This is a genomic window from Amycolatopsis sp. H20-H5 (genome assembly GCF_035828755.1).
Lineage (GTDB): Bacteria > Actinomycetota > Actinomycetes > Mycobacteriales > Pseudonocardiaceae > Amycolatopsis.
The window spans coordinates 76,090-101,185 of sequence record NZ_JAYMZS010000020.1 but is presented as its reverse complement, the minus strand read 5'-3'; the positions used below and the strand labels follow the sequence as shown (position 1 = coordinate 101,185).

Annotated in this window: 25 protein-coding genes and 2 pseudogenes; 17 read left to right on the top strand and 10 right to left on the bottom strand. The window is 68.1% G+C overall.

Going from position 1 to position 25,096, the window contains the following annotated elements; all coding sequences use genetic code 11:
- From QMK34_RS14940 to nuoN, 8 genes and pseudogenes are all read left to right on the top strand, one after another.
- Positions 1 to 617, top strand: a pseudogene (locus QMK34_RS14940) (NADH-quinone oxidoreductase subunit G); the annotation flags it as partial.
- 163 nt (positions 618 to 780) lie between these two features.
- Positions 781 to 2,139, top strand: a complete 1,359-nt coding sequence (gene nuoH / locus QMK34_RS14935) for an NADH-quinone oxidoreductase subunit NuoH (RefSeq protein WP_326414529.1) — start codon at positions 781 to 783, stop codon at positions 2,137 to 2,139.
- The gene (nuoI, locus tag QMK34_RS14930) at positions 2,126 to 2,650 is read left to right on the top strand and encodes an NADH-quinone oxidoreductase subunit NuoI (RefSeq protein ID WP_326414528.1); all 525 of its coding nucleotides are present in this window, start codon (positions 2,126 to 2,128) and stop codon (positions 2,648 to 2,650) included. The genes nuoH and nuoI overlap by 14 nt, the downstream gene beginning before the upstream one ends.
- Positions 2,647 to 3,519, top strand: a complete 873-nt coding sequence (locus QMK34_RS14925) for an NADH-quinone oxidoreductase subunit J (protein ID WP_326414527.1) — start codon at positions 2,647 to 2,649, stop codon at positions 3,517 to 3,519. The genes nuoI and QMK34_RS14925 overlap by 4 nt, the downstream gene beginning before the upstream one ends.
- Positions 3,516 to 3,815 carry an NADH-quinone oxidoreductase subunit NuoK gene (gene nuoK, locus QMK34_RS14920; protein WP_326414526.1) on the top strand — a complete coding sequence of 100 codons (300 nt, stop codon included), beginning with the start codon at positions 3,516 to 3,518 and terminating at the stop codon, positions 3,813 to 3,815. Before QMK34_RS14925 ends, nuoK begins: the two co-directional genes overlap by 4 nt.
- Before the next feature lie 12 nt (positions 3,816 to 3,827).
- Positions 3,828 to 5,723: an NADH-quinone oxidoreductase subunit L gene (gene nuoL / locus QMK34_RS14915; RefSeq protein ID WP_326414525.1), complete on the top strand. Its 1,896-nt coding sequence runs from the start codon at positions 3,828 to 3,830 to the stop codon at positions 5,721 to 5,723.
- 1 nt (position 5,724) lies between these two features.
- Positions 5,725 to 7,314 carry an NADH-quinone oxidoreductase subunit M gene (locus QMK34_RS14910; RefSeq protein ID WP_326414524.1) on the top strand — a complete coding sequence of 530 codons (1,590 nt, stop codon included), beginning with the start codon at positions 5,725 to 5,727 and terminating at the stop codon, positions 7,312 to 7,314.
- Positions 7,315 to 7,317: 3 nt separating this feature from the next.
- Positions 7,318 to 8,892, top strand: coding sequence for an NADH-quinone oxidoreductase subunit NuoN (nuoN, locus tag QMK34_RS14905; protein ID WP_326414523.1), 1,575 nt, complete (start codon positions 7,318 to 7,320; stop codon positions 8,890 to 8,892).
- Between the two features lie 70 nt (positions 8,893 to 8,962).
- Here nuoN and QMK34_RS14900 read toward each other — a convergent pair whose 3' ends face one another.
- A complete protein-coding gene (locus tag QMK34_RS14900) occupies positions 8,963 to 9,652 on the bottom strand; it encodes a helix-turn-helix domain-containing protein (protein ID WP_326414522.1) in 690 nt (229 codons plus the stop codon).
- Between the two features lie 76 nt (positions 9,653 to 9,728).
- Between QMK34_RS14900 and QMK34_RS14895 the strand changes: the two genes are divergently transcribed.
- Positions 9,729 to 10,259 carry a hypothetical protein gene (locus QMK34_RS14895; RefSeq protein ID WP_326414521.1) on the top strand — a complete coding sequence of 177 codons (531 nt, stop codon included), beginning with the start codon at positions 9,729 to 9,731 and terminating at the stop codon, positions 10,257 to 10,259.
- Positions 10,260 to 10,418: 159 nt separating this feature from the next.
- Positions 10,419 to 11,036 (top strand): flavin reductase family protein, encoded by a 618-nt coding sequence (locus QMK34_RS14890; protein WP_326414538.1) that lies wholly within the window; start codon positions 10,419 to 10,421, stop codon positions 11,034 to 11,036.
- 59 nt (positions 11,037 to 11,095) lie between these two features.
- On the opposite strand, the gene QMK34_RS14885 is transcribed toward QMK34_RS14890, so the two are convergent.
- On the bottom strand, positions 11,096 to 11,755 hold the full coding sequence (locus QMK34_RS14885; RefSeq protein ID WP_326414520.1) for a hypothetical protein: 660 nt from the start codon (positions 11,753 to 11,755) through the stop codon (positions 11,096 to 11,098).
- Positions 11,756 to 11,947: 192 nt separating this feature from the next.
- On the opposite strand from QMK34_RS14885, the gene QMK34_RS14880 reads away from it, so the two are divergent.
- Entirely contained in the window at positions 11,948 to 12,274 is a 327-nt protein-coding gene (locus tag QMK34_RS14880) for a DUF6204 family protein (protein WP_326414518.1), read from the top strand.
- Here QMK34_RS14880 and QMK34_RS14875 read toward each other — a convergent pair.
- The 3 genes from QMK34_RS14875 to QMK34_RS14865 form a co-directional block, all read right to left on the bottom strand.
- Positions 12,263 to 12,448 (bottom strand): DUF397 domain-containing protein, encoded by a 186-nt coding sequence (locus tag QMK34_RS14875; protein ID WP_326414517.1) that lies wholly within the window; start codon positions 12,446 to 12,448, stop codon positions 12,263 to 12,265. The two genes, QMK34_RS14880 and QMK34_RS14875, sit on opposite strands and share 12 nt — an antisense overlap.
- Entirely contained in the window at positions 12,445 to 13,314 is an 870-nt protein-coding gene (locus QMK34_RS14870) for a helix-turn-helix domain-containing protein (RefSeq protein WP_326414516.1), read from the bottom strand. Before QMK34_RS14870 ends, QMK34_RS14875 begins: the two co-directional genes overlap by 4 nt.
- Positions 13,315 to 13,565: 251 nt before the next feature.
- Positions 13,566 to 14,765 (bottom strand): hypothetical protein, encoded by a 1,200-nt coding sequence (locus QMK34_RS14865; protein ID WP_326414515.1) that lies wholly within the window; start codon positions 14,763 to 14,765, stop codon positions 13,566 to 13,568.
- 187 nt (positions 14,766 to 14,952) lie between these two features.
- Between QMK34_RS14865 and QMK34_RS14860 the strand changes: the two genes are divergently transcribed.
- Positions 14,953 to 16,005 carry a polyprenyl synthetase family protein gene (locus tag QMK34_RS14860; protein WP_326414537.1) on the top strand — a complete coding sequence of 351 codons (1,053 nt, stop codon included), beginning with the start codon at positions 14,953 to 14,955 and terminating at the stop codon, positions 16,003 to 16,005.
- Positions 16,006 to 16,018: 13 nt separating this feature from the next.
- On the top strand, positions 16,019 to 17,434 hold the full coding sequence (locus tag QMK34_RS14855) for a sunset domain-containing protein (protein WP_326414514.1): 1,416 nt from the start codon (positions 16,019 to 16,021) through the stop codon (positions 17,432 to 17,434).
- 2 nt (positions 17,435 to 17,436) lie between these two features.
- On the opposite strand, the gene QMK34_RS14850 is transcribed toward QMK34_RS14855, so the two are convergent.
- The gene (locus QMK34_RS14850) at positions 17,437 to 17,559 is read right to left on the bottom strand and encodes a hypothetical protein (RefSeq protein ID WP_326414513.1); all 123 of its coding nucleotides are present in this window, start codon (positions 17,557 to 17,559) and stop codon (positions 17,437 to 17,439) included.
- 144 nt (positions 17,560 to 17,703) lie between these two features.
- Between QMK34_RS14850 and QMK34_RS14845 the strand changes: the two genes are divergently transcribed.
- A complete protein-coding gene (locus QMK34_RS14845; protein ID WP_326414512.1) occupies positions 17,704 to 18,423 on the top strand; it encodes a carboxymuconolactone decarboxylase family protein in 720 nt (239 codons plus the stop codon).
- Positions 18,424 to 18,505: 82 nt separating this feature from the next.
- On the opposite strand, the gene QMK34_RS14840 is transcribed toward QMK34_RS14845, so the two are convergent.
- The 4 genes and pseudogenes from QMK34_RS14840 to QMK34_RS14825 all read right to left on the bottom strand — a co-directional run bounded on the left by QMK34_RS14840 (position 18,506) and on the right by QMK34_RS14825 (position 22,492).
- Positions 18,506 to 19,570, bottom strand: coding sequence for a 2-oxoacid:ferredoxin oxidoreductase subunit beta (locus tag QMK34_RS14840; RefSeq protein WP_326414511.1), 1,065 nt, complete (start codon positions 19,568 to 19,570; stop codon positions 18,506 to 18,508).
- Positions 19,567 to 21,480 carry a 2-oxoacid:acceptor oxidoreductase subunit alpha gene (locus QMK34_RS14835; protein ID WP_326414510.1) on the bottom strand — a complete coding sequence of 638 codons (1,914 nt, stop codon included), beginning with the start codon at positions 21,478 to 21,480 and terminating at the stop codon, positions 19,567 to 19,569. Before QMK34_RS14835 ends, QMK34_RS14840 begins: the two co-directional genes overlap by 4 nt.
- 320 nt (positions 21,481 to 21,800) lie before the next feature.
- Positions 21,801 to 21,968, bottom strand: a pseudogene (locus QMK34_RS14830) (enoyl-CoA hydratase-related protein); the annotation flags it as partial.
- A 74-nt stretch (positions 21,969 to 22,042) separates the two neighbouring features.
- Positions 22,043 to 22,492, bottom strand: a complete 450-nt coding sequence (locus QMK34_RS14825; RefSeq protein WP_326414509.1) for an Lrp/AsnC family transcriptional regulator — start codon at positions 22,490 to 22,492, stop codon at positions 22,043 to 22,045.
- Between the two features lie 73 nt (positions 22,493 to 22,565).
- Between QMK34_RS14825 and ddaH the strand changes: the two genes are divergently transcribed.
- From ddaH to QMK34_RS14810, 3 genes are all read left to right on the top strand, one after another.
- On the top strand, positions 22,566 to 23,417 hold the full coding sequence (ddaH, locus tag QMK34_RS14820; protein ID WP_442785153.1) for a dimethylargininase: 852 nt from the start codon (positions 22,566 to 22,568) through the stop codon (positions 23,415 to 23,417).
- A gap of 83 nt (positions 23,418 to 23,500) precedes the next feature.
- Positions 23,501 to 24,169, top strand: a complete 669-nt coding sequence (locus tag QMK34_RS14815) for a polysaccharide deacetylase family protein (RefSeq protein ID WP_442785152.1) — start codon at positions 23,501 to 23,503, stop codon at positions 24,167 to 24,169.
- A gap of 134 nt (positions 24,170 to 24,303) precedes the next feature.
- Complete coding sequence (locus tag QMK34_RS14810; RefSeq protein WP_326414508.1) at positions 24,304 to 24,999, top strand: glycoside hydrolase family 75 protein; 696 nt, start codon at positions 24,304 to 24,306, stop codon at positions 24,997 to 24,999.
- Positions 25,000 to 25,096: the final 97 nt, after the last annotated feature.

Genomic DNA, 25,096 nt, shown 5'->3' with positions numbered 1-25,096 from the left:
CGCTTCGCCCCCGCGCGGTCCCCGAGCGCGCGCCCGTCGCCCCCCCCCGCGCCCCGGCGAACGCGACGCCGCCCAGCGACCTCCACGGCGAGGGTCGCCGCCGCGACTTCGACATCACCGTCGAAGGCACCGGCGCGATGGGCGACGGCCGGGTCCTCGACACCCTCGCGGTGGAGATGGACGCGGACATCTACACCCAGACCCCGGCTGCCGCCTCCGCCGACCTCGCGAAGCTCCCGAGTGTCATGAAAGGGTCTTTCAGGGCAATTTTTGCCCTGAAAGACCCTTTCATGACACCTTCGATGCCTGCGGCGGGGCAGGCGATCCTCGCCACTTGGCGGCAGCTGATCGACAACGGCTCGCTCCAGGACGAAGAGCCGCACCTCAAGGGCACCCAGCGCACGCCCGTCGCGCGGCTGTCGGCGAAGACCGCCGAAGGCCTCGGTGGCAGCGTCAAGGTGTTCACCGAACGCGGTGCGATCACCCTGCCGGTCGAGGTCTCGGACCTGCCGGACGGCGTGGTGTGGCTCCCGGGCAACTCGGACGGCTCCCAGGTTCGCGCGTCACTCGGCGCGGGACACGGCGCGGTCGTCAGCATCACCGGAGGTGGGGAATGAGTGCGCGGACGGTGTTGTCTCCACAGCGCCGCGCCCCGGCCGAAGGCCCCGCTATCGCGGCGGCGGCAGGGCGCCCTGCCTTCATCACGCGAGGTGCGTACCTTGGCAGCGCCCTGGTGACGGGATCGCGGTCGCGCGGCCTCAAAGAACACGGAGGTGAGAAGTGACCCCGCAGCTCACGCAGTTCCTGGCGGCGGTGCCGGACCAGGCGGAGCGGGCGCGGCTGCTGGCGGACGATCCGCTGTGGCTGATCCTGCTCAAGACCGTCGTGGTCCTGCTGATCGGGCCGATCCTGACGATCGTGCTGATCGTCTGGGAGCGCAAGGCCGTCGGCCGGATGCAGAACCGGCCGGGCCCCAACCGCGTCGGCCCGAACGGCTACCTGCAGTCGCTCGCGGACGCGATCAAGCTGCCGTTCAAGGAACAGATCATCCCGGACACGGCCGACCGCAAGGTGTACTTCCTCGCGCCGATCCTGTCCGCGGTGCCCGCGCTGATCGCGCTCGCCGCGATCCCGTTCGGCCCGGTGGTCTCGATCTTCGGTGAGCGGACGGTGCTCCAGCTGGTCGACCTGCCGGTCGGCGTGCTGGTGATCCTCGCCTGTTCGTCCATCGGCGTGTACGGCATCGTGCTCGCCGGCTGGGCCTCCGGCTCGCCGTACCCGCTGCTCGGCGCGCTGCGCTCGGCGGCGCAGGTGATCTCGTACGAGATCGCGATGGGCCTCTCGATCGTCGGCGTGATCCTGTACTCGGGTTCCATGTCGACCTCGGCGATCGTCGACGCGCAACGCGGCGGCTGGTACTTCTACCTGCTGCTGCCGAGCTTCGTGATCTACGCGATCTCCATGGTCGGCGAGACCAACCGCGCGCCCTTCGACCTCCCCGAGGCCGAATCCGAGCTCGTCGGCGGTTTCCACACCGAATACAGCTCGATGAAGTTCGCGATGTTCTTCCTCGCCGAGTACGTCAACATGGTGATCGTCTCGGCGTTCGCGACGACGCTGTTCCTCGGCGGCTGGATGTTCCCGTGGGTGGGCCCCGATTCGGCGCTCAACCAGGGCTGGTTCCCGGTGCTGTGGTTCGGCATCAAGCTCGTCACGCTGCTGTTCGGCTTCATCTGGCTGCGCGGCACGCTGCCCCGGCTGCGGTACGACCAGTTCATGCGGCTGGGCTGGAAGGTCCTCGTCCCGCTGAACCTGGTGTGGATCCTGGTCATCACCACGGTCCGCGCGATCCGCCACAGCGGTGGCCTGTCCACCGTGCAGATCCTCATCGGCGGCGGCGTGGTCATCGTCGCGGTGGTGCTGCTGAGCCTGCTGCTGCCGGAGAAGAAGGTCCCGGACGAGAACTACGTGCCGATCACCGGTGGCGGGTTCCCGTTGCCACCACTGGATCTGAAGGTCCCCGAGACCACCCCTCGCCAGAAGGCACTGGCCAGGGCCGAGGCGAAGGCGGCCAGGCGCAAGCCCGCGGTCGTCGGTACTTCCACCACACAGGAAGGGGCACAAGATGGGGATGTTTGATCCCATCAAGGGCTTCGGCGTCACCTTCTCGACGATGTTCAAGAAGGTCGCCACCGAGGAGTACCCCGAGGCCGGTGCGCCCGCCGCGCCGCGTTACCACGGCCGTCACCAGCTCAACCGGCACCCGGACGGGCTGGAGAAGTGCGTCGGCTGCGAGCTGTGCGCCTGGGCCTGCCCGGCGGACGCGATCTTCGTCGAGGGCGGCGACAACACCGAAGAGGCGCGGTTCTCGCCCGGTGAGCGTTACGGCGCGGACTACCAGATCAACTACCTGCGCTGCATCGGCTGCGGGCTGTGCGTCGAGGCCTGCCCGACCCGGTCCCTGACGATGATCAACTTCTACGAGCTCGCCGACGACGACCGTCAGCGGCTCATCTATACGAAGGAAGACCTGCTCGCCCCGCTGCTGTCCGGTATGGAGCAGCCGCCGCACCCCATGCGGCTCGGCGACAACGAGCAGGACTACTACGTGAACGGGCCCGAACTCGCCAAGAAGGAGTCGGCCCAGTGATCGCGCTGCTCAGCGGGGCCACCGTGCTGCTCGCGCAGGCTCCCGACCCGTCGGCGGGCGTGTCCACCGGTGAGACGATCGCCTTCTGGATCCTCGGCCCGCTCTCGCTGCTCGGCGCGCTCGGCATGATCTTCTCGCGCAACGCCGTGCACTCCGCGCTGTGGCTGGTCCAGACCATGCTGTGCCTCGGCGCGCTGTACATGATCCAGCAGGCGCCGTTCCTCGGCTTCACGCAGATCATCGTCTACACCGGCGCGATCATGATGCTGTTCCTGTTCGTGCTGATGCTGGTCGGCCGGGAGAGCTCGGACTCGGTCGTCGAGGTCCTGCGCGGACAGCGCCTGGTCGCGACGCTGCTGGGCATCGGCCTCGCGGGCCTGCTCGCGGCGGGCCTCACCCGCGCGCTCACCAACGTCACCCCGGCGCAGCCGCTCGACCCGGCCAGCCTGGACGGCGGCGGCCCCGGCGGCCTCGGGCGGCTGATCTTCACCCAGTACCTCTTCCCGTTCGAGCTGACGTCGGCGCTGCTGATCACCGCCGCGCTCGGCGCGATGGTGCTCGCGTTCACCGACCGCCACGCCAAGGGCGGCAAGATGAGCCAGAAGGACCTGGTCATCGAGCGCTTCACCGGCGGCCACGCCCGGCCTTCACCCCTGCCCGGCCCCGGGGTGTTCGCCACGGCCAACTCCGTCGCCACCCCGGCGCTGCTGCCGGACGGTTCGGTTGCCCCGGAGTCCCTGTCGGTGCTCATCGAGTCCACCTCGGCCGCGCGGCTGCAGGCGGAGCGCCAGCAAATCGCCGACGAGGGCCCGAAGCCGGACGCGCACGCGCTCATCGGCGGGGAACCCGAGAAGGGTGAAGAGAAGTGACTCCCACCTATTACCTGCTGCTTTCGGCGCTGCTGTTCGCCATCGGCGCCGTCGGCGTGCTGGTGCGGCGCAACGCGATCGTCGTGTTCATGTGCATCGAGCTGATGCTCAACGCGGTGAACCTCACCCTGGTCACGTTCGCCCGGATCAACGGCGGACTCGACGGCCAGGTGATGGCGTTCTTCGTGATGGTCGTGGCGGCCGCCGAAGTCGTCGTCGGGCTCGCGATCATCATGGCGATCTTCCGCACCCGGCGCTCGGCCTCGGTCGACGACACCAACCTGCTCAAGTACTAGGGGCGTAGCACAGTGACCGCATCATCGTGGCTGTTGGTGGCCTTTCCCGCCCTCGGCGCGCTAGCTCTCTTCCTGCTGGGCAAGCGCGCGAAGGGCTGGGGACACCTGCTCGGGACCGGCACGGTCGTCGCGTCCTTCGTGTTCGGCCTGCTCCTCTTCTTCGCCGCCGACGGCAAGTCCACAGTGGACACGAAGCTCTACTCGTGGATCCCGGTCAGCTCGCTGCAGGTGGACTTCGGGATCAGGATCGACGCGCTCTCGCTGACGTTCGTCCTGCTGATCACCGGCGTCGGCATGCTGATCCACTTCTACTCGATCGGCTACATGGCGGAGGATGCCGCTCGGCATCGATTCTTCGCGTACCTGAACCTGTTCGTCGCCTCGATGCTGATCCTGGTGCTGGGCAACAACTTCATCACGCTGTACCTCGGCTGGGAGGGCGTGGGTCTCGCCTCGTACCTGCTCATCGGCTGGTACCAGGACCGCCCGTCCGCGGCCACCGCGGCGAAGAAGGCGTTCCTGATGAACCGCGTCGGTGACGTCGGGCTGGCGCTGGCGATCTTCCTGATGTTCTCCTACGTCGGCAGCACGGGTTACGCCGAGGTCTTCGCGAACATCGACAAGATCCCGCCGGGCGCGGTCACCGCCATCGGCCTGCTGCTCCTGCTCGGCGCGTGCGGCAAGTCCGGCCAGTTCCCGCTGCAGGCCTGGCTGCCCGACGCGATGGAGGGCCCGACCCCGGTCTCGGCCCTGATCCACGCGGCGACGATGGTCACCGCCGGGGTCTACCTGGTCGCCCGCTCCAACACGATCTTCAACGCCAGCCCCGACGCGCGGCTGGTCGTCACCATCATCGGCGCCATCACGCTGCTGATCGGGTGCGTCATCGGCTGCGCCTACGACGACATCAAGAAGGTCCTCGCGTATTCGACGGTCAGCCAGATCGGCTACATGATGCTGGCGGTCGGGCTCGGCCCGGTCGGGTACGCGCTGGGCATCATGCACCTGGTCGCGCACGGCTTCTTCAAGGCAGGGCTCTTCCTCGGGGCCGGTTCGGTCATGCACGCGATGAACGACGAAGTCGACATGCGGAAGTTCGGCGGCCTGGCCAAGAAGATGCCGATCACCTTCGTCACCTTCGGTCTCGGCTACCTCGCGCTGATCGGCTTCCCGTTCCTCTCGGGCTACTTCACCAAGGACGCGATCATCGAGGCCGCGTTCGGCGAGGAAGGCTGGCGGGGCTGGGTGTTCGGCGGCGCCGCGATGCTGGGCGCCGGGCTCACCGCGTTCTACATGACGCGCCTGGTGATCATGACGTTCTTCGGCAAGGAACGCTGGAAGGACATCAAGAGCAGTGACGGCCGCGACTTCCACCCGCACGAGTCGAAGCCGGTCATGTGGATCCCGATGGCCATCCTGGCGGTCGGCTCGGTCGGCGCCGGCGCGTTCTTCAAGATCGGCGACCGGTTCACCACCTGGCTCGCGCCGAGTGTCGGTGCGCTCGAAAAGTCCGAGCACGGCCCGCTTTCGGCGGGGCTGATCACGACGTTCACGCTGGTGCTCATCGCGCTCGGTGTCGTCGCCGCCTGGGCGTTCGTCCGCCGCGGTGTCCCGGTCGAGCGCCCCGAGCGGGTCTCGATCTTCGTGCGGGCCGCGCGCAACGACCTCTACGGCAACACGCTCAACGAGACGCTGGTCGCCCGTCCGGGCACCTGGCTGTCCCGTGCGCTGGTCTACGTCGACAACCGTGGCGTGGACGGCGCGGTGAACGGCCTGGCCGCGCTGCTCGGCGGCGGTTCCGGGCGGCTGCGGCGGCTGCAGACCGGGTTCGTCCGGTCGTACGCGCTGTCGATGCTCGGCGGCACATTCCTGCTCGTGGTGGCTCTCCTGCTGGTGAGGTTCTCCTGATATGACTTGGTTACTAGCCCTCATCCTGCTGCCGCTCGTCGGCGCCGCCGTCGTCGCGGGGATGAAGTCCAACGACAAGCTCGCCGTGGCGACCGCGCTGGCCGTCACCGTGGTCGAGCTCCTGCTGGTCATCCCGTTCTGGGCGAGCTACTCGCCGTCCGGTGCGCGGATCCAGCAAGCGACCACAATGGACTGGATCCCCAGCTTCGGTATCCACATCTCGTTCGGCACGGACGGCATCTCGCTGGTGATGATCGCGGTCATCGCGCTGCTGGTGCCGATCGTGGTCGGCGCGCTCGGCCTGACCGACAAGCTCCCGGCGGGGCGCAGCGCGGGCGGGTTCCTGTCGCTGATCATGCTGCAGGAGGCGCTCACCATAGGCGTTTTCGCCGCCACCGACGTCTTCCTGTTCTACGTGCTGTTCGAGATCATGCTGATCCCGATGTACTTCCTCATCGGCGGTTATGGCGGCCCGAACCGGCAGTACGCGGCGGTCAAGTTCTTCCTGTACTCGTTCCTCGGCGGGCTGATCATGCTGGCCTCGGCGATCGGGGCGTACGCGCTCTCGGTCGACAAGTACGGCAAGGGCACCTTCGACTGGGCCACGCTGGTCACGGTCGTGCGGGACGCGCCGAAGGGCACGCAGATCTGGCTGTTCCTCGGTTTCTTCCTGGCGTTCGCGATCAAGGCGCCGCTGGTGCCGTTCCACACCTGGCTGCCGGACGCGGCGGGGCAGGCGCCCATCGGCGTCGCCGTGCTGCTCGTCGGCGTGCTGGACAAGGTCGGCACGTTCGGCTTCCTGCGCTACTGCCTGCCGATGTTCCCCGAGGCCAGCAAGGCGTTGGCACCACTGGTTTTGGTGCTCTCGGTGGTCGGCATCCTGTACGGCTCGATACTCGCGGCGGGTCAGACCGACATGAAGCGCTTCATCGCGTACGTGTCGATCGCCCACTTCGGGTTCATCGCGCTGGGCATCTTCACCTTCAACGAGCAGGCCATGGTCGGCTCGGTGTCGTACATGCTCAACCACAGCCTCGCGACCGGCATGCTGATCGTGGTCGTCGGCCTGGTCATCATGCGCGGCGGCTCGACCCGGATCTCCGACTACGGCGGCATGGCGAAGGTGACCCCGCTGCTCGGCGGAATGCTGCTGATCGCCGGTCTGTCCACTTTGTCCCTGCCGGGCACGAACTCGTTCATCAGTGAGTTCCTGGTGCTGCTGGGGTCCTTTGTGGACCACCCGGTGTACACGATCCTCGCGACGCTGGGCATGGTCCTCGCCGCGGCGTACGTGCTTTGGCTGTACCAGCGCGTCATGCAGGGCCCGGTGCGCGGGGACGCGCTGTTCTTACCGGCCCCGACGGGGTCTCCCACCCCGACCAGTGCGGGGTCGGCCAGCGCTGTAGGTACGGCGACCGTGGTCGATTCCAAGGCCCTCAAGGCCATCAAGGACCTGGGCGTCAGGGAGATCGCGATCCTCGCTCCCATGGTCGTGCTGATCATCGGGCTCGGGTTCTACCCGAAGCCGGTGCTCGACACCGTTACCCCGTCGGTGCAGCAGACGTTGTCTGCCGTGCAGGGAGGCAAGTAAACCGTGCTCGTAACACTCCTGGCACAACAGCCGCAGCCGATCGCGACGCCGTCGATCAACTACGCGGCCGTCGCGCCGATGCTGATCGTCTTCGGTGTCGCGTGCGTGAGCGTGCTGTTCGAGGCCTTCCTTCCGAAGCAGCTGCGCTGGTCCATGCAGGTGGTGCTGACGCTGGCCGGGATCGCGGCGGCCGGTGTCGCGCTGGTGATCTACGCCAGCGCCGATTCCACGAGCAGCGCGGGCACGACGACGTTCGCCAAGGCCATCTCGGTGGACCGGCCGTCGCTGTTCCTGTGGGGAACGCTGCTGCTGCTCGCGCTCGGCGCGGTGCTGCTGATCGCGGACCGTTCGGTGGAGCCGGGCGGTGCTTTCGTGGCACAGGCCGGGATCCGGCCGGGTACGTTGCAGGATCGGGCGCAGGTCCAGTCGACCGGCATGCAGACCGAGGTCTTCCCGCTGACGCTGTTCGCGCTCGGCGGCATGATGGCTTTCTGCGCGGCCAATGACCTGCTGACCATGTTCATCGCGCTCGAGGTGCTGAGCCTGCCGCTGTACCTGATGTGCGGGCTGGCCCGCCGTCGTCGTCTGCTCTCGCAGGAGTCGGCGGTCAAGTACTTCCTGCTGGGCGCTTTCTCTTCGGCGTTCTTCCTTTATGGACTCGCGCTGCTCTACGGGTACGCGAATTCCGTGAAGCTGGCGGACATCGCGAACGCGGCCGCCGGTTCCGACCGGTCCGACACGCTCCTGTTCGCCGGGCTCGGCCTGCTCGTGGTCGGCCTGCTGTTCAAGGGTTCCGTCGGTCCGTTCCACACCTGGACCCCGGACGTCTACCAGGGCTCGCCGACGCCGGTCACCGCGTTCATGGCCGCCTGTACCAAGGTCGCCGCGTTCGGCGGGATCCTGCGGGTGCTGTCGGTGGCGTTCTCCTCGACCAGCTGGGAATGGCGCGGCGTGCTCTGGGGCGTCGCGATCATCTCGATGGTGATCGGCGCGATCCTCGGCCTCACGCAGACCGACGTGAAGCGGATGATCGCCTACTCGTCGATCGCGCACGCCGGGTTCCTGCTCGTCGGTGCGATCGCGATGACCTCGCAGGGGCTTTCGAGCACGCTGTTCTACCTGCTGGCGTACGGTTTCACGACGCTCGCGGCGTTCGGCGTGGTGAGCCTGGTGCGCGACGGCAACGGCGAGGCTTCGCACCTGTCTTCGTGGGCGGGGCTGGCGAAACGTTCACCGGTGGTGGCAGGCGTGTTCACGTTCCTGTTGCTGGCGCTGGCAGGCATCCCGTTGACGAGCGGGTTCGTCGGCAAGTTCGTGGTGTTCTCGGCGGCGCTGTCCGACGGCATGGCCCCGCTGGTCGTCGTGGCGCTGGTGTTCAGCGCGGTCGCGGCGTTCTTCTACCTGCGGGTGATCGTGCTGATGTACTTCTCCGAGCCCGCCGCGGACGGCCCGACCGTCACCGTCCCCGGCGCCTTCACGACCACCGCCATCACCCTGGGCGTGATCGTGACCCTGGTGCTGGGCCTCGTCCCCTCCTTCGCCCTCAACTGGGCGGGCGGCGGCGGCTTCGCCTCGTAGTTTTGATTGCCCCTGAAGGCCACCATGAGGGACTCTAACGCCCTCATGGTGGCCTTCAGGGTCAGTTGGGCTAGAGGTTCATGATGGTGTCGAAGTTTCCGGCCCCGGCTGTGCGCTTCAGGGTGCTGAGGATCGCCAGGGAGTGGTCGTGGGGGCCGTTGACGTAGAACGGCCTCCCCTCCTTGCCGAAGGTGATGGCGCTGGGGCCGGTCCACGGGCCCAGGTGGGCTTCGACGTGGGGGAAGTCCTCGTGTGGTTCGAAGCCCAGGGTCCGGGCGTAGTCGATCGCGCCGAGGACCACTTCGCGGGCCAGTTCGATCGGTGCTTCCAGGGGTGCGGCGTCGTATGCCTTGAAGTAGTGGGGGACGAACTTGGGTAGTTCGCGGTCGTCCATGACCTCCGGGCCGAAGACGTTCTTCACCCCGAGGCAGTAGGTGTCGACCAGGTAGCCGCAGACCAGGATCTTGTCGTAGCGGTGGTGCCGGGCCACCAGGACCATGACCATGCCGTCGGCGGTCGTGTTCTCGCTGGAGTCCGTGGGCAGTCCGGACTGGGTGTCCACGGTCAGGCCGGTGCTCCAGCCAGGACTGATCCAGCAGCCGGCCAGCTGGGCTTCCGCCGGGGCTTGGGACGCGGCCGCCGCACGGACCAGGCGGGCTGCCTCGGCGGGCTTGATGCCCAGTTCCCTGGCTATTTCCTTGGGGCTGCGGCCCAGCTGCCGGAGCTTGGTCACCTGCGCGATCTGTTCCGCTGAATGCATCGGCTGATCGTAGAGGTCGGTTCGGCCAGATGGGCGAGTGCCGTATTTTTCGCGGCCGGTCGTCGCACTTACTGGCATGGGCATGGCACACACCGCCCGCAGGCCGTCCGTCCACAGCCGGTTGCGGGAAGCGAAGAGATTCTCGTGGACCGGGTTCCTGGTGACCGTCGCCGGGTCGCTGCTGGGCGCGCTGGTGCCCGGTGCGATCGGGGCGGGCTCGAACGCCACTCGCGTGACCATCCTGGTGATGGCGACGCTGACCGCGGGCGGGCTGGCCGCCACGGACGGGTCCGCGCGGGGGGTGAAGGCGATCGCGATCGTGCTGCTCGCGGCCGGTGCGCTGGCGCTGACGGTCTCCGGGGTGACCCTGCTCGATCTGGTGCGGGGCGCCTCGGTGTCCGGCGATCGCACCACCACCTTTCCCGTCGTGCCCGAAGCCGATGAACCACCCGCCGACGCCGCCGTGCCGGACATCAGGATTCCGGACAACGTGGCCTGCGGGAAGGTTCCCGTCGACAGCAGCGCGTCCTGCAAGGTCACGGTGACGAGCTCGGTCAGCCGACCGTGCACCAGAACGTCGCGGGCTCGGTATCGTTCGTCACGCTGACCGGGGAGGGCACGGCGGGCTGAGCGCGATGGCTGATTCTCGCCAGCGACGTCCGGGCTTGATCGCGAGACTTTCTTGGTGAGCAACGAACAGAACGACCTCGCGACGCTGGATCCGCACGTGGCCATCGAGCCGGGAATCCTGTACTTCGGGACGCCCGTGGTGCTGATCAGCACCGTCAACCCCGACGGTTCCGTCAACCTCGCGCCGATGTCGTCGGCGTTCTGGCTGGGCTGGCGTGGCGTGCTGGGCCTCGGTGCGCGAGCGCAGACGGCCCACAACCTCTTGCGCACCAGGGAATGTGTGCTGAACCTGCCGTCGGACGCGCTAGTGTCCCATGTGGACAAGCTCGCGCTGACGACCGGCTCCGACCCCGTCCCGCCGGGCAAGTGGAAGCGGGGTTATCGCCACGAGCCGGACAAGTTCGGCCGGGCAGGGCTCACGCCCGTGGCGTCGGAAACCGTGTCACCACCGCGTGTCGCGGAATGTCCGGTCGCCATGGAGGCCGTCGTCGAAGCCGTCCACGGCATCGCCGAGGACGATCCCGAGCAGCGCGGCGGCATCGTCACGATCGAGGTCCGCGTCCAGCGCGTCCACGTGCACGACACCATCCGCGTGCCCGGTTCGCCGGACCGGATCGACCCCGATCGCTGGCGTCCGCTGATCATGAGCTTCCAGCACTACTACGGCCTGAGCCCCCGGCTGCACGACTCCCGCCTGGCCACCATCCCCGAGGACTTCTACCGTGGCCCGGACATCGCCAAGGCCCGCGCTTGAAGGTCCCTGAAGGCCACCATCACGGCGTTTTACGCCGTGATGGTGGCCTTCAGGGGCAACTACGGAGTGGGGGAGCAGGCCGTGGCGCCGATGACGACGTCGCCGGTCATGCCCGAGGGCGGGAGGAACCTGAGGTGCAGCAGGTTCAGCGCGACGCTGCCGTCGCCGGGGATGATCTGCTCGTTGAACATCGCGTTCGCCACCACGGTCCCGTCCGGCCGGGTGATCGGCTGGACGTAGTTCGCCGGGGTCGGCGACGGCGGGGCGGTCAGCCCGCTCATGCCGCCGAACGTCCAGCTCGCGCTCGTCTGGGTCTGGGTCGCCGCACAGCTGACCGTGTACGACTTCAGCCGGATGCGCTTGCCGCCGCGGCCGACGAGCGCGGACAGGTCGAAGTCCTTGCCCGTCGCCTCGGACTTGGTCGTGGTCACGTGGTTCGCCGCGTCCACCACCGTGGTGGTGCAGGTCGACGTGCCCCCGCCGAACGTGATCCCGTTCCCGGTCACCGGGTCCGCGCTGGAGCTGGCGGGCCCGCTGAGCGAGCAGCCGCCCTGGGTCTCGATCGAGGTCGTGTTCTGGCCGGTCCTGGTGAAGTTCGCCGAACCCAGCGACGCGACGCCCGCGGCGGTCTCCGCCTGCGCGGGCGGTGCGGTGAGGCCGAGCCCGAGCATGAGGACCACGCCACCGAGACCGGCGCGCCTTGCCGTGGTGCTGCGCATGTCGCTACCTCCTGAAGTGCCGGAGAGCTGGCCGGAGTGGCAGTTCTTCCTCCAGGACTATCCGCGCGTCCGATCAGCCCGTTCCTCGTTCCGGAGGGGTGTCACTCGTTCGTGGATCAGGGACGCCCCGATCGGGTGGCCGGTCCTGGATATTCAGGCGAGTATTCAGATACAGATCTGTATCTTGGGCGCATGGCCACCTACCGCGTCCTCGTCAACGGCAAGTTCGATCACCCCGACGACGCAACCCGCGCCCGGCTGCTCGCCGACGCCGAGCCGCAGGGGCTCGCGCAACTGAGGTTCACCGAAGAAGGTTCGCTCGCCTACAGCCCGCACCTCGGCAGCTTCGGGTTCCGCTGCACCGTGCGGGCCGAGGAGGAGCGCGACGCCGTCGACGAGGCCGAGTTCAAGGCGGCCGGGCTGCTGGAGGCCCACGGCTACCCGTACCGCGACCTCGTCTCCAAGGTGACCTGCATGGACGACATCAAGATCAAGCGCCGCTCGGGCTCAGCGAAGTGACGCGAGGAAGGCTTCCCAGGGCTGGCGGGCGAAGCTGACGTCGCCGGAGTGGGGGGCTTTGCTGTCGCGGACGTGCATCGTGCCGGGTTCGACGCGTGCTTCGACGCAGTTGTTGTTCCCGCCGTTGCTGTAGCTGCTCTTGAACCACTCGTGGGGGTGACGGGTCGAGGTCATTGGTCGAACTCCCTTACGCATTCGGCGATGAACTCGCGCGACGGCTGCGGGCCGAGGGCGCTGGCCCTCAACTTATCGTACGCGCGGAAGCAATCCCGGGTGTCGTTCTCATCGTCGGTGTAGACCCCGCTGCCGAACACTGTGGTCTGGTGGACGATGTCGGCGGCCCCGCCAGTGAACCGGAACGCCGTAAGCGAACCGCTCAGCAGCGGGTGGGCGCCGATCATGATCGGGATGACCTGGATGGTGATCCATGGCTGGTCGTCCATGATGGCCAGCAGACGTCGCAGCTGCCCGGCCATCACCTCGTCGCCGCCGATGGGTCGGCGTAGTGCGGGCTCGCCGATGATGAACCACATCCGTGGCGGGTCGTCGCGATCGAGGAGTTTCTGCCGGTCCAGCCGGAACGCGACCCGCGCTTCGATCTCGTCCTCCGCCGACGACTGCTTGCTGGAGATCGCGTTGCGCACCAGCGCTCTTACGTAGTCAGGGGTTTGCAGCAGACCGGGGATGAGCTCGCCGCTGGAGTCGAAGATCTCCGCGGCGTCCTCTTCGAGGTCGCCCAGGCGGCGGAAGGCGCCGGGCAGTGCGTCGGAGTAGACGTGGCGGGGCTGGCGCTTCCGCGCTTCCTGGCCCAGTGAAAGGATTTCGTCGCGTTTCGCCGCGTCGACGCCCAGGAAGTTCAGCAGGGCGGTGAGTTCCAGGACCTTGAGCGCTCGCTCGCCCTTCTCCACCTTGCTGATCTGGCTGGTGTCGCATTCGAGGACCTCGGCCACCTCGCGCTGGTTCTTGCCGGCCTCGATCCGCAGCCGCCGGAGCTCGGTCCCGAGCTGGCGCCGCCCGATCGGCCTTCGCGGCTGGTTCACGTCGAGCCTCCACAGGTTCACCCAGTTGATGTCATGTGTCAGTGTCGCATGACAGCTATGCTGAGGCAAGCACAGGGTGTCGAAACGTGTGCACACAGTAATACAACGGGAGGCCGTCATGTTCACACAGCAGGGGATCGCACTGGATTCCTGGGCAAGGATCGACGGCGATTGTGCCCTGTCCTACCAGGTCAGCGACGGCGAAGTGCAGTTCGAGGCAGGCACTCGCACGGCGTCGCTGACGCTGATCTTCACCGAACGTGGCTTGCGGAACTTCGTGGCGGAGGCCGCCGACGCGCTACTTGCCGGAGCCCAGCAGCTCGACCAGCCTTTTGCCGAGGACTGAAATGCCGGGCGTCGGCTCGCGGTCGAAGTAGTCCGGTTTTCTTGCGGCGCAACAGTTTTTCGCCGTCACGCGGCCACGAGAAGCCAGTTTTGCGCAGGACGGTGCCGAAGATCGCGTCCACGCCCTCGGGGTGGCGCTCCACCAGGCGACGGATCGCCACGGGTGACACCGAGTCGTCTTCCAGGTATTCGCGCAGCTGCGCGACGTACGTGCGATCGCGGACCAGGGCCGGATCGGCGAACAGCGCGTCCAGCCTGCCGAACTCCGCGTAGATGGTGAGGCCCTCGACCTCGTCGTAGATCAGTCCGAGGCTCTCCGAGTCCAGAAAGTCGTCGGAAAGGAGGCCGAGCTCCTCGCCGCCGAGATCGGAAGCCTGGCTCGACGCGGCTGCTGCCCGCCGTCGGCGGTAGTGCTCCTGTAGCTGCTTCTGTGCCTCGGCCGGGGACAGGATCACCAGGTCGGCGCCGAACGTGGCGATGAACCCGGCGCGATCCTCGGCCTGTTGTGCCCAGGCGCGTCGCAGCTTGTCCGGGTTGCGCCAGAGAAGGCGGGGGTTGGCCGTCACCATTTCCAGGGCGGCCTTGGCTAGCTGGCGTCGCTGGGACTTGGGGAACACGGACAGATACCCGGAGATCATCCACGCCTCGGTCGCCGGGTGGACCGGCACGATGCGGCAGATGGCGAACATGCCCTCGCGGACCTGCGCGAAGACACTGGGACCCACGTTGGAGTAGGTCCGGTAGACGAGGTCGTCAACGAGATTGTGGAGGACGATAGCGTCCTCGTCGATTGCTTGAACCTCGAAGACACCCTCGACGACGTCGCGCCAGCCGAGCACCATCTCGCGTTCTTCGGCGGACAGCGCCGGTCGTCGCCGCGTGGCGAACTGCTCCACGACGGTCTGGCCGCCGGGCAGCGGATACTGCAGGGCGAAGTGATCGATCACGTGCACTAGGCCGGAGTCGTCGAAGTAGCCGTCCTCGCCGCCCGCGTCCGCCAGCCGGGCATTCAGCTGTTTGGCGAAGCGAGGGCCTTGGGCGAACTCCACGAGCTCGCCCTTGAGACCCGCGCCCCGCTCCACCAGCTCGTCGATCCGCCGTGTCATCGCCTGCTCCGGGATCGTGTGGACGTCTTTCGCGGGGCGAACGTTACCCGGGCCGCTGGACACGTTCGGGGACCGATGTCATGTTCGTCACCGTTTCCGCAGGACAGCAGGTCAACGGGCTCAGCGGGGTAGCCATTACCCTGGAGTCACCCCGACCGGCGTACGAGAGAGCGGAGCCGACGTGTCTGTGTCTTCACCAGCCCCCGGGCAGGGGCCTGTGCCCCCGGCGGAGGTCGGCGCCATCGAGGACCTCCGCGCGGCCGTCGGCCTTCAGATCACCGACGATCAGCTGGTACGCACCCTGGCCGCCGGCCTGAGCGACGTCGAGAACCTGCTGCGGGAGGTCGTCCGCAGCGACGTCCGCGCCGTGCAGGACGCCGCTTCGCACCTGGTCGAGGCCGGGGGCAAACGCTTCCGTCCGCTGTTCACCCTGCTGTCCGCGCAGTTCGGGCCGAAGCAGGACAACCACGTCGTCATCGCGGCCGCGGCCGTGGAGCTGGTGCACCTGGCGACGCTGTACCACGACGACGTGATGGACGAGGCGACCATGCGGCGCGGCGCCGAGAGCGTCAACGCCCGCTGGGACAACACCATCGCCATCCTCACCGGCGACTTCCTGTTCGCCCACGCTTCGCGGCTGGTCGCCGACCTCGGCACCGACGCGGCGCGGATCATCGCCGAGACCTTCGGCGAGCTGGTCACCGGCCAGATGCGCGAGACCGTCGGCCCGGCCGACGGGGACGACGCCGTCGACCACTACCTGACCGTGATCGCGCAGAAGACCGGGTCGCTGATCGCCACCTCCGGCCGCTTCGGCGGGATGATGTCGGGCGCCTCCGACGAGTACATCGCCGCGCTGCGCCGCTTCGGCGAGCTCATCGGCACCGCCTTCCAGATCTCCGACGACATCATCGACATCGCGTCGGCGTCGGACGAGCTGGGCAAGGCGCAGGGCACCGACCTGCGTGAAGGCGTGCGCACCCTGCCGATGCTCTACGCGCTGGCGGACGCGGACGCCGAACCGCGGCTCGTCGAGCTGCTGTCCGGCCCGATCGCCGAAGACACCCTGGTCAAGGAGGCGTTGGAGCTCCTGCGCGCCTCTGCCGGACTCGAACGGGCAAGGGAAACTCTTTCCGACTACGCTCAGCGAGCGCGTGCCGAGCTCGCTGCGCTGCCCGCGTCGCCCGCGCGGGACGCCTGTGAGTCGGTCGCCGACTACCTGGTCGCGCGAACGCATTAAAGGGGCAGAGGATATGTCCATTTTCGGACAGGTTTGGCTGTGGAGCCTGCTGGCGTTCGTCGTCGGCGCGTTGCTCACCTGGCTCGTGCTGGTGCGTCCCGCCCGCAAGCGGATCCGCGAGCTGGAGGGCCAGCTCAACGCGGCGCACGCCGAAACGGCACGGGTCCCGGCCAACGTGAGCGCGCTCGCCGGTGGCACTCCGTTCCCGGCGCAGCAGGCACAGCAGGCACCCGAGGACGACGAGCCGGACTTCAGCCCGGCGGCGTCGTACCCGGCCACGGTGGCGGAGCACAAGCCGGTCGTCGACTACCCGGAAACCGTGGTCGAAAAGCCCGTTTACTTCGAAACGGGCTCCGGCGAGGCCACGGATCCGGACTATCCGGAGACGGTCATCGACCAGGCCCGCGAGCAGGCCTGGGCCGAGGCGGACACCGCCGACGAGCCCCACGAGGCCGAGCAGACTCGGATCTTCGAGCCCGCGGCTGACTACCGGACGGCGCCGGAGTCCGAGGCGGTCACCGAAGACCCGTACCACGCCGCCGCGACCCAGTACCTCAGCCCGGTTTCGGGTGAGGCCGAGGTCGAGTACGTCGACCCGGAACCCGCGGAGTCCGCACAGTCTTCGCAGTCCGACGTCGAGTTCGCCGAGCTTGAGCACCAGTTCGCCGAGGACGAGCCCGCGTACCAGCCGGAGCCGCCGTACCGGTCGAGCCTGGAGGCCCGGCTCGACCCCGGTGCCGAGGCCCAGCCCGAGCTGCCGGACCCGGAGTCGGTCTCGATGTTCCAGCCGCCGCCGCGGCACGAGCACGTCCCGGCGCCGGACTGGTTCGACCACGAGCCGTCGCCGGAACGTTCGCCATTCGAGGAACCTCCCGGCGAGAACGTGGCCGCCGAGCAGGTCGAGCACGTCGCGCCGGAGCCCGAGGACGAGCCCGCGTACGCCTTCGGCGGGGACACGCATGAGGAAGTCGTGCCCGAGTCGGCCGCGGAGTCGACCCAGCTGCTTCCGAAGCGGCAGCCGCGCGAATCGCCGCGGGGTGGTTTCGAGCAGCCGCGCCCGATCCAGCCGTCGATGCGGGCCGTCGAGCGTCGCGAGCCCAGCCCCGAGCTGACGGGCGGGCACAGCGGTTCGCTGTTCGAGCCGTCCGTGCAGCCGAGCCAGTCGGCCGCCCAGCTGCCCCCCGCTCCGGAGCCGCCGCCCGCCCGCCACGCGAACTCGGACTCGGTGCCGCCGGGGCCGTTCGGGCCCGGTTCGGCGATGCCGCGTCCCGGTGGCGGCCGCCCGGCCGACGAGTTCACGGTCAAGGCGAGCGTGACGGCGTTGCGGTACTGCACCGACGAGTCGCCCCAGTTCCCGCGGATGGTGGCCGAGGTCTGGTTCCGCAACGCCACCGACGCCGAGCGCGTCGGCTTCCGCCCGCTCACCTGAGTTCATTGCCCCTGAAGGCTTTTAGGGCGTGAGGTCAGCGGCGGCGCGAGGTCGAACGTTTCCGCTCCCGGGGCGAAGCGGTTGACGAGCCACTCGGCGCGCATCGCCGCTTCGTGCTCCACCATGAGCTGACGGATCTGCGCTGAGGCGGCCCGCACCAGCTACCGGCTCGCCGCCCGGCGGACGCTGAGTATTCCCGAGCGCCGGTACCTCGAGTCTCGCGCGGCGCGGCTGAATACCTGATGTAGCAAGGAAAAAGGGGGAAGACCATGGAATCGGCAGAGCAGTCTTTCGAACAGGGGTTGAAGCTGATCCAGCGCTTGGGCGGGCAGGAGCGGCCCGCGGTGCTCGACCTGTTCGAGAGCCTCGGGGAGGCAGAATTCGGCGAGCAGTGCGTCGGGTTCATCTACGGGACCGTCTACCACCGGCCGGGCCTTTCGCTGCCGGTGCGGCAGCTGGTCACGGTCGCCGCCCTGACCACATTCGGGTATGCGTCCGCGCAACTCGCCTTCCACGCGAAGGGCGCACTGGCCGTGGGGTGCACGCGGCGGCAGGTCGTCGAGTCGATCGTCCAGGTCAGCGAGCTCGCTGGTTTCCCGGCCACACTCGAGGCTTTGACGGCGGTGAAGGAGGCGTTCGCCGGTTCCGGCTCTGAGCAGGTCGGCGATGCCGCGGGGAGCGAGCTGGTGGAGGCGCTCCAGGAAGTCGCACCGGACGTGGCCCGATACGTCGTCGAGTGCGCTTTCGGCGACACCGACGGCCCGCTGGACCCGAAGCACCGTGAGGTCGTCACGATCGCGGCTTGCACCGCGCTCGGCACGGCCCTGCCGCAGCTCAAGGCGCACATCCATGCGCTGCTCGACCTCGGCGGCAGCGAGCGCGAGGTGGTCGAAACGCTGCTGCACCTGGCGTTCTACGTCGGATTCCCGGCGTCGCTCAACGGCTTGGCCGCGGCCAGGGAGGTCTTCGCGCAGCGGGCCGCAGGCTGAGTGCCCGCTTCGAATGCCCCTGAAGGCCACCATCACGGCGTAAAACGCTGTGATGGTGGCCTTCAGGGGCCGTTGAGAGCGGTTAGACGACGGTCCAGGTGTCCTTGCCGCGCAGGAGGCCCTGGAGGTCGGCCTTGCGGGCCGCCTTCGCCGCCGTGACCTGGGCGCGGGCGTCGTCGTCGTAGGTGGCGCGCTGGACCTGGCGGAGCACACCCATCGGGGTGTGGGTCAGGTTCTGGTCGCCGAGACGCGAGAGGGCGAACGCGTACGACGTGTCCTCGATCGCCGGGTCGTGCACGATGAGGTTGTCCTCGCCGATGTCGACGACCTTGCCCGTTTCGAGCCCGCCCCAGCCGCCGCGCGTGACGCCGTACTCGCCCGCGGGGCCGAACCGGATCGGTTCGCCCGCCTTGAGCGGGATGATCCGCTGGGCCGCCTCGTCCCTGTCCTTCAGCACGTCGAACGCGCCGTCGTTGAAGATCGGGCAGTTCTGGTAGATCTCCACCAGCGCGGACCCGCGGTGCTCGGCGGCGGCCTGCAGGACCTCGGTGAGGCCCTTCTTGTCCGAGTCCATCGCCCGGCCGACGAACGACGCCTCGGCGCCGATCGCGAGTGACAGCGGGTTGAACGGGGTGTCGACCGAGCCCATCGGGGTGGACTTGGTGACCATGCCCTGCCCGGACGTCGGGGAGTACTGGCCCTTGGTGAGCCCGTAGACCCGGTTGTTGAACAGCAGGATCTTGAGGTTCACGTTGCGGCGCAGCGCGTGGATCAGGTGGTTGCCGCCGATGGACAGCGCGTCGCCGTCGCCGGTGACGACCCACACCGAAAGGTCCGGCCGGGACACGGCGAGCCCGGTCGCGATCGACGGCGCGCGGCCGTGGATCGAGTGCATGCCGTAGGTGTTGAGGTAGTACGGGAACCGCGAGGAGCAGCCGATCCCGGACACGAACACGATGTTCTCGCGCTTGAGGCCCAGTGTCGGCAGGAACGACTGCACGGCGTTGAGCACGACGTAGTCACCGCAGCCGGGGCACCAGCGCACTTCCTGGTCGGACTTGTAGTCCTTGGCCTTCTGCGGCTCGTCGGTGGTGGGGACGAGGTCCAGGCCGCCGAGAGTGGGCAGCCCGATGTCGATCGCGGTCACTTCGCCGCCTCCGTACTGGCTTTGGTGATGATGTCCGTGAACACGCCTTGCAGCTCTTCGGCCTTGAACGCCATGCCCGCGACCTTCGTGTAGCTGTGCACGTCGACGAGGAACTTGCCTCGAAGGAGCAGCGAGAGCTGCCCGAGATTCATCTCCGGCACGACCACGGTGTCGTAGGACCGCAGCACGTCCCCGAGGTTGCCAGGGAACGGGTTGAGGTGACGCAGGTGGGCCTGCGCGATCGCCATGCCCTCCTTGCGGACCCGGCGGCACGCGGCACCGATCGGGCCGTAGGACGAACCCCAGCCGAGCGCGAGCACGCGGGCCTGGCCGCCGCTCGGGTCGTCGACCACGAGGTCCGGCACGTCGACGCCGTCGATCTTGGCCTGCCTCAGGCGAACCATCTTCTCGTGGTTCTCGGGCTCGTACGAGATGTGCCCGGTCTTGTCGGCCTTCTCCAGCCCGCCGATGCGGTGCTGCAGGCCGGGGGTGCCCGGCACGGCCCAGGCGCGGGCCAGGGTCTCGGGATCACGCACGTAGGGCCAGAACTCGCCCGAGCCGTCTTCGGCGTTGGGCTCGCTCGCGAACTCGACGCGCAGGTCGGGCAGGTCCTCGACGTCCGGGACCAGCCACGGCTCGCTGCCGTTGGCGATCGCGCCGTCGGACAGCAGGATCACCGGCGTCCGGTACTTCAGCGCGATGCGGGTGGCCTCGATCGCCGCGTCGAAGCAGTCCGCCGGGGACAGCGGGGCCACGATCGGGACGGGGGATTCGCCGTTGCGGCCGAACATCGCCTGCAGCAGGTCGGCCTGCTCGGTCTTGGTCGGCAGGCCGGTCGACGGGCCGCCGCGCTGGACGTCGATGATGACCAGCGGCAGCTCGGTCATCACGCCCAGCCCGATGGTCTCCGACTTCAGCGCCACGCCGGGCCCGGACGTCGAGGTGACGCCCAGCGCGCCGCCGTACGACGCGCCCAGCGCCGCCCCGATGCCCGCGATCTCGTCCTCGGCCTGGAAGGTCAGGATGCCGAACTGCTTGTGCTTCGACAGCTCGTGCAGCACGTCCGAGGCGGGCGTGATCGGGTACGTCCCCAGCAGGATCTGCAGCCCGGACTGCTGCCCCGCGGCGACGAGGCCGTAGGCGAGCGCGGTGTTGCCGGTGATCTGCCGGTAGGTGCCCTGGTTCAGCTTGGCCGGCGCGACCTGGAACGTGGTAGCGAACGACTCGGTCGTCTCGCCGTAGTTCCAGCCCGCGCGGAAGGCGAGGATGTTCGCCTCGGCGATGTCGGCCTTCTTGGCGAACTTCTCGCGCAGGAACCGCTCGGTGCCCTCGGTGGGCCGGTGGTACATCCAGGACAGCAGGCCGAGCGCGAACATGTTCTTGCAGCGCTCGGCGTCCTTCTTGCCGAGGCCGGTGTCCGCGAGCGCGCCCTGGGTCAGCGTGCCCATCGCGACGCGGTGCACGGTGAACGAGGCCAGCGTCTCGTCGTCGAGCGGGTCGTTCTCGTAGCCGACCTTCACCAGATTGCGCTTGGTGAAGTCGTCGGTGTTGAGGATGACCGTCCCACCCTTCGGGACGTCGGCGAGGTTCGCCTTCAGCGCGGCCGGGTTCATCGCGACCAGCACGTCCGGCCGGTCGCCAGGGGTGAGGATGTCGTAGTCCGCGAAATGCACCTGGAACGAGGAGACCCCGGGGATGGTGCCCTGTGGTGCTCGGATCTCCGCGGGGAAGTTGGGCATGGTCGACAGGTCGTTGCCGAAGGCCGCGGCCTCGGACGTGAACCGGTCACCTGTCAGTTGCATCCCGTCGCCGGAGTCGCCCGCGAACCGGATGACGACCCGGTCGAGTTTGCTGATCGCGGTCGTCCTGATGGCGGACAAGGAGCCGTTGCCGTTCGCACTCGTGCTCATGGGTCAGGGAATCCCTCTCTCCCGACTTGCTGCTCGGTCCCCGGTCTGCCCCGGGGTCCTGACTTTCGCTCAGCGATGTCGGCTAGATCACCACGTACTCCACGAGGTTAGCCCGTGTCGCACTCCTAATAGTGCTAGGTGTGGCCCCTGACCTACTCCGGGCTTGCCGTTTCCGCTCACCGCTGAGCTGTACCCGATTTATGTGTTACTCATGGTAACGGTTAACCGGATGGACCTGTTGTGAGCCACGTCTCCATCGCTTGCGGAAGTGTCCCAGGTCACGATCGAGGCCTGCTGATGCGGGACTGGAGACCGGCGAGCGCGCCGGTGACGATCACCGCGTGCACGCTCTCGTCACGCTCGGTGTTCGTCACGGCCTCGCTGAGCTGGGCGGACAGCGCGAGCGTGAGCGCGTTGCGGCTGGCGGGCGCATCGATCGTGAGGATCGCGACGCCGTCGCGGTGGTCGGTGCGGATCTGGTCGGTCATGGGTCGAGGGTGCCCCGGGTTCGGGAGTGTCATGAAAGGGTCTTTCAGGGCAATTTCTGTCCTGAAAGACCCTTTCATGACACTTCAGGGGCGGGAGGGCGCTCCAGTAAGCGTGACAGGACGACGGTTGAAACGGTCCGGTCCACAATCTCCAGCCCGCGGAGCCGCTCCAGCGCCGTCTCGAGGTGGTGGATGTCCGAAGCGCGCAGGTGGACGATCGCGTCGGCGGCGCCGGAGACGGTGTACGCCGCGACGACCTCGGTCAGGGGTTCCAGGCGGGCGCGGATGCGGGCGGGGGTGATGTTGCCCTGGCAGTGGACCTCGACGAAGGCCTCCGTGCCCCAGCCCAGCGCCTCCGGGTCGACGACCGCCGTGAAGCCGCGCAGGACGCCGGTTTCGAGCAGCCGGTCGACGCGGCGTTTGACCGCCGGGGCGGACAAACCGACGATCTTGCCGATATCGGCGTAGCTGGAGCGCGCGTTCGCGACGAGACACGAAATGATTCGCTGGTCGATGGTGTTCACACGCAATGTTTAGCAGGTATACGCGCAGCGAACAGCGATTGATTGCGGATTTGGCGGCCTCTACCCTGCAGATATGCAGGTTTCAGTGCCGCAGGACATCAGCCGTGTGCCCACGACCCGCCGATACCTGATGTGCCCGCCGCGGTTCTTCGCGGTCGAGTACGTGATCAACCCCTGGATGGACCCCACCAAGCCGGTCAGCGTCGAGCTCGCGATGGCGCAGTGGACCGAGCTGCGCGACACCTACCGCCGCCTCGGCCACACCGTCGAGGAGATCGACGCCCAGCCGGGCCTGCCGGACATGGTGTTCGCCGCCAACTCCGGCACGGTGATCGACGGCCGGGTGCTGGGTTCGCGCTTCCGCGCGCCGCAGCGCACCGCCGAGGCCGAGCACTTTCGCCGCTGGTTCGTCGAGCACGGCTACCGCGACATCACGATGCCGGAGAAGATCAACGAGGCCGAGGGCGACTTCGCCTGGACCGGACGGCTGCTGCTCGCCGGCACCGGCTTCCGCACCGACCCGGCCGCGCACGCCGAGGCGCAGGAGTCGCTCGGGGTGCCGGTCGTCTCACTGAAGCTGATCGACCCGCGCTACTACCACCTCGACACCGCGCTGTTCGTGCTCGCCGAGGCGACCGACAGCACGCCCGGCCAGATCGTCTACTACCCGGAGGCGTTCTCGCCCGGGTCACAGCGCGTGCTCAAGCGGCTGTTCCCGGACGCGGTGCTCGCGACCACGGCGGACGCGGAGTGCTTCGGCCTCAATGGCGTTTCCGACGGCCGCAACGTGGTGCTGCCGGTCGAAGCGACCGAGCTGGCGGACCGGCTGGCGGCCCGTGGGTACGAGCCGGTATTTGTCGACATTTCGGAACTTCGCAAGGCCGGGGGCGGTCCGAAGTGCTGCACTTTGGAGATTCGTAAGTAGTTTTCTGTAGAAAGTGTAACTACTCCAATTGCCAACGCGATTAATCGGGAAACGCTCTGACCAGCTTCCCGAGGAGACGCACTTTGTCGGCATCCCTGATCAACCTCGCCGTACACGGGATCGGCCGCCCGGCGCGGGCGCTCGATCCTGGTGAGGAAGAACGCTGGGTGAGCGTCGAGCAGTTCGAGCAGGTGCTCGACATCGTCACCGAGCGCGACGACGTCCACCTGACGTTCGACGACGGCAACGCCTCGGATGTCGAGATCGCGCTGCCGCGGCTCGTGGAGCGCGAGCTGATCGCCGAGTTCTTCCCGCTCGCCGGCCGGATCGGGCAGCGGGGCAGTGTCGACTCCGACGGCCTGCGTGAGCTCGCGCGCGCCGGGATGACGATCGGCTCGCATGGCTGGGATCAGCGCGACTGGCGGCGTCTCGACGGCAGGCACGCGCACCAGGAGCTCGAAGTCGCGCCGCAGGTGCTCGGCGAGCTCTGCGGGGAACTGGTCGAGCGCTTCTCGCTGCCGTTCGGCGCGTACGACCGCCGCGTGCTCGACAGGCTGAAGCGCGCCGGGGCGACTCGCGTCTATACGAGCGACGGCGGCGTCGCGCATGAGGAGCGTTGGCTCCAGGCGCGGATCGAGCTGCCGCACGATCTCGATCAGTGCTGGATCGACGACACGCTCTCCATCACGGCCGGGTTGTACCGGCGAGTGGGACGGGCCGCCGCCAGATTTGTCGGCTTCGCCGGAATCTGACGGCTCTTCGCGTCAACCTCGCCCGAACAGTGGGAAATCAACCCCCGATGGTCTCTTGAGCCGGGGGCTTCCGAGGCGCATCCTGGTGCGCGCCGCCACGGTAAGGAAGCTTTCCTAACTAAGGGAGTCACGGAATGCGGAAGCTGATTCTGCTCGCGACAATGTTCCTGGCCGCGGGGCTCGCCCCCTCGGCGATGGCGGCGGCGAGTCCCGCCGCTCCCGCGTCCCAGGCCATCATCCAGGCCGCCCCGACGGCCGCGCAGCTGCTCGCCAAGACGAACTCCTGCAAGCAGGTCTCCAACGGCAAGTACAAGACCGACGAGGACGTCTCCGCCAAGACCGTCGCCGTCTGCGACGCCAACGGCGCGGTGTTCTGGAAGGCCGACATGGACATCGACTGCGACGGCCAGCGCACCGCGCAGTGCAACGAGAACACCGACTGCTGTTTCCAAGCCGACACCGCGTTCCCGCAGTCGAACGGCAAGCCGCTGATCGCGTCCACCCTGCCGTACATCGTGGTGCCGAGCGCGAGCAGCATTTGGAAGTACAGCTCGGCCAACCTCAAGGGCGGCGGCTCGTGCGCGGTGATCTACAACAACAAGGTGCTCTACGCCGTCATCGGTGACATCGGCCCGAACGCCATCATCGGCGAGGCCTCGTACGCCACGGCCAAGGCGCTGGGCATCAACCCCGACCCGAAGAACGGCGGCGTCGACTCGGGCGTCACCTACATCTGCTTCAAGGGCTCCGTCGTCTCGCCGATCGAGAACCACAACAACGCCGTCTCGAAGGGCGAAGGCCTCGCCACCACCTTCGTCAACAACAACTGACCTCCGCTGGTCCCTGAAGGCCACCATGACGGCGTAAAACGCCGTCATGGTGGCCTTCAGGGACGGCGCGGGCGAGTGCGGGGGACGGGGTGGTCGG

Coding starts and splice junctions, on each gene's coding strand:
- nuoI (WP_326414528.1), top strand. CDS start 2,126: ATGGGGATGTTTGATCCCATCAAGGGCTTCGGCGTCACCTTCTCGACG.
- QMK34_RS14910 (WP_326414524.1), top strand. CDS start 5,725: ATGACTTGGTTACTAGCCCTCATCCTGCTGCCGCTCGTCGGCGCCGCC.
- QMK34_RS14900 (WP_326414522.1), bottom strand. CDS start 9,652: ATGCATTCAGCGGAACAGATCGCGCAGGTGACCAAGCTCCGGCAGCTG.
- QMK34_RS14895 (WP_326414521.1), top strand. CDS start 9,729: ATGGGCATGGCACACACCGCCCGCAGGCCGTCCGTCCACAGCCGGTTG.
- QMK34_RS14885 (WP_326414520.1), bottom strand. CDS start 11,755: ATGCGCAGCACCACGGCAAGGCGCGCCGGTCTCGGTGGCGTGGTCCTC.
- QMK34_RS14880 (WP_326414518.1), top strand. CDS start 11,948: ATGGCCACCTACCGCGTCCTCGTCAACGGCAAGTTCGATCACCCCGAC.
- QMK34_RS14875 (WP_326414517.1), bottom strand. CDS start 12,448: ATGACCTCGACCCGTCACCCCCACGAGTGGTTCAAGAGCAGCTACAGC.
- QMK34_RS14865 (WP_326414515.1), bottom strand. CDS start 14,765: ATGACACGGCGGATCGACGAGCTGGTGGAGCGGGGCGCGGGTCTCAAG.
- QMK34_RS14855 (WP_326414514.1), top strand. CDS start 16,019: ATGTCCATTTTCGGACAGGTTTGGCTGTGGAGCCTGCTGGCGTTCGTC.
- QMK34_RS14850 (WP_326414513.1), bottom strand. CDS start 17,559: ATGGTGGAGCACGAAGCGGCGATGCGCGCCGAGTGGCTCGTCAACCGC.
- QMK34_RS14845 (WP_326414512.1), top strand. CDS start 17,704: ATGGAATCGGCAGAGCAGTCTTTCGAACAGGGGTTGAAGCTGATCCAG.
- QMK34_RS14835 (WP_326414510.1), bottom strand. CDS start 21,480: ATGAGCACGAGTGCGAACGGCAACGGCTCCTTGTCCGCCATCAGGACG.
- ddaH (WP_442785153.1), top strand. CDS start 22,566: ATGCAGGTTTCAGTGCCGCAGGACATCAGCCGTGTGCCCACGACCCGC.
- QMK34_RS14810 (WP_326414508.1), top strand. CDS start 24,304: ATGCGGAAGCTGATTCTGCTCGCGACAATGTTCCTGGCCGCGGGGCTC.